This window comes from Gemmiger formicilis (assembly GCF_016901605.1).
GTDB lineage: Bacteria > Bacillota > Clostridia > Oscillospirales > Ruminococcaceae > Gemmiger > Gemmiger formicilis_B.
Window position 1 is genome coordinate 1 of the sequence record NZ_JACJKP010000160.1, and the last position, 6,740, is coordinate 6,740.

The 6,740-nt window shown below is 52.0% G+C and carries 7 protein-coding genes; all 7 read right to left on the minus strand.

Annotated features, from left to right (window positions below; genetic code table 11):
* The coding region (locus tag H6B10_RS11435; protein ID WP_204651727.1) for a DUF3794 domain-containing protein at positions 1 to 651 on the minus strand (651 nt) is incomplete at its 3' end.
* Positions 652 to 891: 240 nt separating this feature from the next.
* Positions 892 to 1,527, minus strand: coding sequence for a thiamine diphosphokinase (locus H6B10_RS11440; protein ID WP_204651728.1), 636 nt, complete (start codon positions 1,525 to 1,527; stop codon positions 892 to 894).
* Positions 1,524 to 2,384, minus strand: coding sequence for a ribosome small subunit-dependent GTPase A (gene rsgA, locus H6B10_RS11445; protein WP_204651729.1), 861 nt, complete (start codon positions 2,382 to 2,384; stop codon positions 1,524 to 1,526). Before rsgA ends, H6B10_RS11440 begins: the two co-directional genes overlap by 4 nt.
* Positions 2,385 to 2,395: 11 nt before the next feature.
* Positions 2,396 to 4,294, minus strand: coding sequence for a Stk1 family PASTA domain-containing Ser/Thr kinase (gene pknB, locus H6B10_RS11450; protein WP_204651730.1), 1,899 nt, complete (start codon positions 4,292 to 4,294; stop codon positions 2,396 to 2,398).
* Positions 4,287 to 5,036, minus strand: a complete 750-nt coding sequence (locus H6B10_RS11455; RefSeq protein WP_204651731.1) for a Stp1/IreP family PP2C-type Ser/Thr phosphatase — start codon at positions 5,034 to 5,036, stop codon at positions 4,287 to 4,289. Before H6B10_RS11455 ends, pknB begins: the two co-directional genes overlap by 8 nt.
* Positions 5,037 to 5,090: 54 nt before the next feature.
* Entirely contained in the window at positions 5,091 to 6,137 is a 1,047-nt protein-coding gene (gene rlmN, locus H6B10_RS11460) for a 23S rRNA (adenine(2503)-C(2))-methyltransferase RlmN (RefSeq protein WP_330030801.1), read from the minus strand.
* A gap of 52 nt (positions 6,138 to 6,189) precedes the next feature.
* Positions 6,190 to 6,740, minus strand: a 551-nt coding sequence (locus H6B10_RS11465; protein ID WP_430661758.1) for an RsmB/NOP family class I SAM-dependent RNA methyltransferase, incomplete at its 5' end; no start/stop codon positions are given.

Genomic DNA, 6,740 nt, shown 5'->3' on the forward strand with positions numbered 1-6,740 from the left:
CTGCATCTGCAAAGTTCCCTGTACACTGGCCTGACCGGTTTGCAATGTCACATTCCCCAGTGCGAAAGTTCCCCCAATATCCAGGATCGCATCACCGGCATCCGGCAGCAGGATGGTTGTCTCTGCGGTAATGGTCTTTTCCTCCGCTGTTACGCGCTGCAATCCGCAGAGTTCCCGTGTGCGCTGTTCAACGCCGCAGTCTGCCAACGATGTGAGCAACTCACATTCTTTGATTGCCGATACCGCACCGCATAGAATGTACGCACCGCGCAAATCAATACGATGCTCACTGACCGCACGGCAGTTACAGTATTCCGGCTCACCCCACATCTGTGCCGGTCCTTCCGCATATGCACCGGCAGGAAGCTCGACCGTTTTTTCAAAGGCAAATTTTTGTTCTGTTCGGTAAAGCCGGCAGCCCGGTTCATCGCTTTGATAATATACCGTACAGCGCAGGTACCCTTCGGTGTGCCAGCGGCCGCCGCTTACGCGATTTTGCAGAACCACCGGTTCCATTAGGCATTTGACAATCTTAAATACAGCCGGAAGATAATCCGGAATCAGGATTTCGGTCTCCACCGGCAGCTCCAGCCGGGTTTCCCACCGTCCTCCATACGCAGCTATGGTGTCTTTGAACACCTTAAGTTCCATGTCTGATTGCCCCTTTCCATCTATCGCTTGGTTGGTTGTCTGGTGCATGTATATGCGGCAGGGCAAAAAAATAATCCCTGCCTTATGGCAGGGATCTTCGTAAAAGATTTCAGACTTTAAATGCTGCACGAAGCAGCCAGCGCAGCGCGCGCGGGCAGCGGACCACAACCACATGCATGGCATGCACCTCACTTTCATTTCGTGATGTATGCCATACTATGCAGTCCACCCACAGATGTGTTACCCGTCGGCCCGCGTCAGAATCACCAGTCCATGACCGGAACCGCATTGCAGACGGGCAACCGGTTCGGTAAATTCATTGCTGGTTCCCAAAGGGTAATCCAACTCAGACAAAGTGGCATCCTGCAGGGGATAATACACTCCTTGCAGCGTCACACCGGTCATAGGCGCCCCCAGTGCATAAACCGAAAGATACATCCAGTCTTTGCGCGGCAACGTCAGCGGATGCTTCGGCAGAAGATAATGCATTTCGCTTTTAGCGTCTGCCAAAATTACATGCACGCCGTGCAGTGCCAGGTAAAGCCCTGTGGAAATATTGGCAAACATATGCTCAACCCGTGCACCACCCAAAGCTCCGAGCATAACCACTTCCTCATATCCATGTTCAACCAGCCAGCGGGCGGCAAACTGGGTATCGGTATCGTCCTTGACATGAGGCAGCACAATGGTTTGCCGGTCTGTTTTGGGTTGGGGAGCCGAATCAAAATCGCCCACTATAAGATCGGGTTTAACACCTAAACGCGCTGCATTGTGGTATCCTGCATCGCAGGCAACAATAAAATCATTCGGCTGCAGATAACCGGACATTTCCGTTCCAATTGGTACCGCGGAAAATACTACGGCACGTTTGCTCATCGTTCCCACTCTTTCCGGGCATTGGCTTCTTCGTACATAGCCAGATAGCTGGCGTATCGGGTCTTGCTGATTTTTCCTTCCTCTACCGCTTCGCGCACGGCACAGCCTGTTTCACTTCTGTGGGAACAGCCTGTAAAACGACACTGCCCGAAATACGGCTCAAATTCAGGAAATGTATGCTGTAAATCTTCTTTGGGAATACGGCACAGCTTTTGTGCTTCCAGGCTGGCAAAGCCCGGCGTATCCGCCAAACGCCCGCCGCAGATTTCAAAAATCTCCACTTCTCGGGTGGTGTGACGGCCCCGGCCTAACTTATGGCTGATCTGTCCGGTTTCCCGTTTCAGCTCCGGTGCCAAGGCATTCAGCAACGTAGACTTTCCTACGCCGGAGTTACCGCAAAATGCGCACAGATGTCCTTCGATATACTGACGAATCGTATCCAGGCCTTCCCCGGTTTCATAATGGAGCTGAACCAGCGGGATGCCACTGGTAGCATATGCCTGTGCCAGCATATCAGCCGCTGCCAAATCTGCCTTCGTCACAACCAGCACAGGCTGCACCTCTTTGTAAAGGGCGGCCGCTGCCAGCTGGTCCAGCACCAACGTGCTGGGAACCGGCTGGGTTGTGCTGGCAACGATAAAAAGTACATCCAAATTGGCAACCGGCGGACGGATAAAGACATTTTTTCGCGGCAAAATCTCGTCAATCATGGTTCTGTCATCCGAAAGAACCACATTATCTCCTGCCACCGGCGTAATTCCACGCTTGCGGAAGATTCCGCGCGCTTTACATTCTACAATTCCTTCCGGTGTACGGACATAGTAGAAGCCGCCAATTCCCTTTGTAATATAATTCATGGTATCAGTCATCATGCGATCGGGTTGCCTTCCGCATCACACTGTACACCATTCTCGTTCCACATGGTACCGTCAGTACGCTGCGTAATCTGATGGCTGCCGTCAGAACTCCACCAGGTGCTCTCCTGGATACCACCGCCGCTGGGTGCCGGCGTTTCGGCAGGCGTTTCCGGTACACCGGTGGAAACAACCAGAGTCACAATGGTTGTCACCTTTGCTTCGGTACCGGCAGCCGGGCTCTGGCTCAAAACCGTTCCGGCCGGTTCGGTACTGGCCTGTTCAATGGTACGTACCGAGAAGTTCAAAACCTTCAGATCGTTTTTCGCATCTTCCAGAGTTTTTCCGGTAACACTCGGTACATAGTTGGTGTTGTTGATCACCGCACGGCTTACATACAAAATAACCGTGGAATCGCCCTCGACCGTTTCGCCGGCAGCAGGGCTTGTGTAAATCACAGCGCCGTTAGCCACGGTATTATCCTGCATCGGCTTTTGCAGAACATTCAATCCCATATCCTTCAGCGTCTGCTCCGCATCCTCGGCAACCATATTTTTGGTTTCGGGAATCGTTACATACTGCGTACCCAGGCTGACGGTCAGTGTGATTTTCTGACCCTCTTTTACGGTACGCCCTGCCTTAGGGTTTTGGCGGATAATCGTCCCCGCCGGATAGGTAGAGTTATACTCTTCTGCCTCCTGCAGCTTCAGTAACGTGTTATATTCCGAAGCACGGTACTCGTCCAACGTCATTCCTACAAAGTTGATGATGGTCACGTCGGCACGGTTGGAGAACAACAAGTTACTGGAATTGGTGAAAATCAGATAAATGAGAATTGCCGCACCAATCACAAACGCTACAGCCATACCAAAGAAGATAGGCAGAAGCGAGAACGGCTTTTTATCCTTGCGCGCTTTTTTGCCGGATTTGCTGCGTCCCGGGTTGGACGTACCCACACGGCGCGCATCCCCCGTGCGAATGTTGCTGCCCTTTGCGCCGGCCTTTGCGTTGTTTACCACTCGATTGATACTCTTTTCCGGATTATCCTGTGTATTTCTGTATTCGTATTCGAACCGTACCGAAGGGTTATGCTTGAATTCCTCAATGGCATCCAGCATTTCCTGTGCACTCTGATAGCGTTTGGCAGGGTCTTTTTCCATGGCTTTCTCGGTGATCTGGCGCAGCCCTTCCGGTACATTGGGGGCTACCTGAGCCAACGGTTTTGCCTTATCGGAAATTTGCATAATAGCGATCGAAACAGCACCGTCACCGTCAAAAGGCAACCGTCCGGAAAGCATCTCGTACAGCATTACACCGACCGAGTACAAATCCGTGCGGGCGTCGGTCTTGTCCCCCTTAGCCTGTTCGGGGCTGATATAGTGTACCGAACCAATGGCCTTGTCGCTGACAGTCTGGCTTTGCGCACGAGAAAAACGGGCAATGCCAAAATCCATCATCTTGATGGAACCATCCGCCAACAGCATAATATTCTGCGGCTTTACGTCGCGGTGAATAATGCCTTTGGAATGGGCGTGCTGCAATGCCCCCAGAACCTGCGTGGCAAAATGCACGGTTTCTTTCCAGGTCAGTGCCCCACCACGCTGTTTGAGGTATTCTTTCAGGGTGATACCATCCACATATTCCATAACGATATACTGCAGCCGATCGGTAACCGATACGTCGTATACCTTTACAATATTGGGATGATCCAGGATCGAGATCGCCTTGGACTCGTTTTTGAAACGGCGTACAAGTTCTTCGTTATCCAAAAATTCTTCTTTCAGAACCTTGACTGCGATGGCGTTGCCTGTTTTTTCGTCGACGCCACGATACACGTTGGCCATACCGCCGACGCCGACCAGGCTTTGAATCAAATATCGGCCATCCAGTCGCTTGCCAATCAGTTTATCCATTGTTGACCTCCGTTGTTTCCACGCCCATTAACAAAACCGTAATGTTATCCTGACCGCCCGCCTGCAGCGCACGGTCCACCAGAATGCTGGTTGCATCAAAGAACGGAACCTCTTTTAAGATGCGTGCAATTTCGCTGTCCGAAATCATATTGGTCAAGCCATCGGTACACAGCAGAAGAATATCTCCGGCCTCAATTTCGCAGCGATTATATTCCGGCACAATATTGGCGGCTACGCCAAGTGCCCGTGTGATCAGGTTCTTTTGCGGATGCAAAGATGCCTGTTCCCGGGTGATCTGGCCGCTATCCACCAATTGCTGCACCATGGAATGATCCCGTGTGATCTGCCGCAGCTCCCCTTCATGATACAGATAAGCTCTGGAATCCCCCGCATGCACAATATGCGCATATCCGTTGCCTGCATAAGCACACACACCGGTAGTGCCCATACCCAGCATTTCCGGGTCCGAGGTTGCCTTATCATATACTGCGCGGTTTGTCACGTCAAAACCACGCATAATAAAGCTTTTTTCTCCCCCCGGCTGCAGAGCATGCATCTGGCGGGCAAAATACTGCTGCATGGTATCGGTGGCAATGCGGGCCGCAACGCGTCCCCCGTTTACGCCACCCATACCATCGCAGACAATGCCCCAGGCGGTACCGCCTGCCAGCTGCTGCGCACAGTAGTTATCCTGATTTTCCTGGCGACAGCTGCCGATGTCGGTAATCGCGGCAATCTTCATTCAGGATGTTCCTTTCCTTGGTTTACTCTTTTTTCATCATCTGGCTGCAGGCTCTCAGCCGGATGCCTGCGCATCTTCGCGCCGCAGCTGTCCGCATGCGGCACTGATATCCGTGCCAAGCCGGCGGCGTACGGTGGCATTGACCCCTAAATGTTCCAACTCCTGCTGGAATCTGCGCACATTTGCTTCATCGGTAGCAGAATAGGGGCTTCCATCCACAGGATTGATGGGGATCAAATTGACATGGGCACCCATGCCGTGGATCAAATGCGCCAACTTCTGCGCCATCTCGGAACTGTCATTTACGCCCCGCACCATGGAATACTCAAAACTGATGCGGCGGCCGGTTTCTTTTTGATATCTGCGGCAAGCCGGAATCAGCTGTTCCAACGGGTACGCATCGTTTACAGGCATCATACCGGAGCGTGTGACGTTGTCCGGTGCATGAAGAGACACCGACAAAGTCAGCTGCAAATGCCGCTTGGCCAGCTCATCAATCTTGGGTACCAGGCCACAAGTGGACAAGCTGATATTGCGCATACCGATGTTGACCCCTTCCGGGCAGGAGATGATCTCCAGGAAATCCATCACGTTGTCAAAGTTGTGCAAGGGTTCCCCGATTCCCATCAGCACAATATGAGAAACACGTTCTCCGGTATCTTTTTGTGCTGTATAGATTTCTGCTGCAATTTCGCCGGGCGTCAGATCCCGGACACGACCGGCCTGTGTGGAAGCGCAAAAACGGCACCCCATGGCACAGCCGACCTGCGTGGAAACACAAACGGTATTTCCGTATTTATACCGCATCAGAACCGTTTCAATACAGTTGCCGTCCGACAATTGCAACAAATATTTGACGGTACCATCCTTGGACTGCTGGCGACGCCGAATCGTAGGCGCTGCAATGGTGCACTGTTCTTCCAGAACTGCCAGCAGATTTTTCGGCTGATCCGTCATCTGGGTGAACTCCGTCACCAATTTCTGGTGCAGCCACTTAAAAATCTGTTTTGCGCGGAACTTCGGCTGTCCAAGCGCAACCATATAGTCCGTCAACTTGTCCAGCGTTAGGTCAGACAAACAGACCTTTTGTGCTTCGTTCACAGGAGCTCCCCCTTTCCCATTCTATAGTATATACCAAAAGTATATACCAAAATTATGTCGAAAGTTTTTCCAAAATGGCTACAAAAAAGCCGTCAGTGCCCGTTTTATGCGGCAAAAACAGTGTGCCATACGGTCCTACCTGCATCCCCGGCAAAGAAAGATCGGGGGTTACCACACGAAAATCCGGGTTGTTTTTTAAGAAGTTCTCGACTTGTACCTGATTCTCTTGAGAATTGATTGTACAGGTAGAATACACCAAACGGCCGTTTTCGGCAAGAGAATCGGCACCGTTTTGCAAGATTTTTTGCTGAATGGCGCACAAATTTTCCATTCCTGCCAAATCTTTATAGCGAATATCCGGCTTTTTGGCGATAACTCCCAGCCCGGAACAAGGCACATCGCACAGAACGCGGTCGAATTTGCCCCAGTCGCTTCTGAAAACCGTGGCATCGTTCTGTACCGCCCGGGCACAGGTCACGCCGCAACGCTGAAAAGCCTTTTCTATCAGGTGTACCCGTCCAGGGACCACTTCTCCACTGACAAGACTTCCGGTGTTTTGCATCTGCTGCGCCATGGTCAGACTTTTGCCGCCCGGCGCCGCGC